Here is a 1,514-nt window from a genome sequence, read left to right as displayed (position 1 = left end):
GCGGCACCGTGCCGGGCAGCTTCATCCGCGTGCGCCAGGGCGACACGGTGGAGTTCCACCTGAGGAACGCGCCGGGCAACAAGATGCCGCACGACATCGACCTGCATGCGGTCAGCGGTCCGGGCGGCGGCGCGGCCTCCAGCTTCACCGCGCCGGGGCACGAATCGCAGTTCAGCTTCAAGGCGCTGAATCCCGGCCTGTTCGTCTACCACTGCGCCACCGCGCCGGCCGGCATGCACATCGCCAACGGCATGTACGGGCTGATCCTGGTCGAGCCGCCGGAGGGCCTGCCGAAGGTGGACCACGAGTACTACGTGATGCAGGGCGACTTCTACACCGCCGGCGCTTTTCACGCGAAAGGGCACCAGGACTTCGACATGGGCAAGGCGATCGCCGAGCAGCCCACCTACGTGCTGTTCAACGGCCGCGAAGGCGCACTCACCGGCGAGCATGCGCTCACCGCTAGGGCGGGCGAGTCGGTGCGCCTGTTCGTCGGCAACGGCGGGCCGAACAAGTCGTCCAGCTTCCACGTGATAGGCACCATCTTCGACCGCGTCTCCAACGGCAGCGACATGGCGCACAACGTGCAGACCGCGGCGATCCCGCCGGGCAGCGCGGCGGTGGTGGAACTCACGCCGCGCGTGCCGGGGGGCTATGCGATCGTCGACCATGCGATCTTCCGCGCGTTCAACAAGGGCGCGCTCGGCGTGCTCCAGGTCGGCGGCGAGGAAGACCTGGCGGTGTACTCGGGCAAGCAGGCCGACCGGCCCTACCTGGGTTCGCCGTCGTCGCCGCCGGCCGCCGTCGCGTCGGCCCCGGGCGTGGATGCGCAGATCCGCGCCGGCCGCGACGCCTTCGGCAGCACCTGCGCGGCCTGCCACCAGCCAGACGGGCGCGGCTTGCCGGGGGTGTTCCCGCCGCTGGCGAAATCGGATTTCCTCGCCGCCGACCCGCAGCGCGCCATCGCCATCGCGCTGCACGGCTTGCACGGCAAGGTCACCGTGAACGGGCGCGAGTACGACTCGAGCATGCCGTCGATGGGACACCTCAGCGACGAGGAGATCGCCGACGCGATCACCTACGTGCTCAATAGCTGGGGCAACCCGGGCGGGCGGGTGCGCCCGGGCGAGGTGGCGCGGGCGCGGGCGATCCGCGCGACGGTGACGGAGCGCTGACGCGGAGGCCCGGCGGGAATTCTGGTGGGGCGCTGTGGCAGCTTGCCGCAGCCGCCGTTTTGCGTCGCGGGGATTGACGCGGATCAAGCGCGCCGCCGGGGGGTACGGCCAGACTTGGGGCCGAAACGGACAGGGAGAACTTCCATGAAACGATTGCTGTGCACGATGCTGGCCGCGGCAGGCATGTTGGCGATGGCGGGCTGTTCGGACAAGCCCTCGGCGATGGCGGCGACATCCGCGCCGGCGCAGGGGGCACCCGCCGGCACCGCCGCAAGCGGCGACTTCGGCCCGCCGCAGGGCGATCCGGTCCATGCGGTGCTGACCAGCCCGCCGAACGTG

At 70.9% G+C, this 1,514-nt stretch carries 1 protein-coding gene; it reads left to right on the top strand.

Annotated elements, in window-relative coordinates; translation table 11 throughout:
• The coding region (gene nirK, locus ASG87_RS00165) for a copper-containing nitrite reductase (RefSeq protein ID WP_235499522.1) at window positions 1–1,175 on the top strand (1,175 nt) is incomplete at its 5' end.
• Window positions 1,176–1,514: the final 339 nt, after the last annotated feature.

The organism is Frateuria sp. Soil773 (assembly GCF_001428405.1).
Taxonomy (GTDB): Bacteria; Pseudomonadota; Gammaproteobacteria; order Xanthomonadales; family Rhodanobacteraceae; genus LMSL01.
The sequence above is the reverse complement of the archived record's forward strand: the minus strand, read 5'-3'. Positions and strand labels throughout refer to the sequence as shown.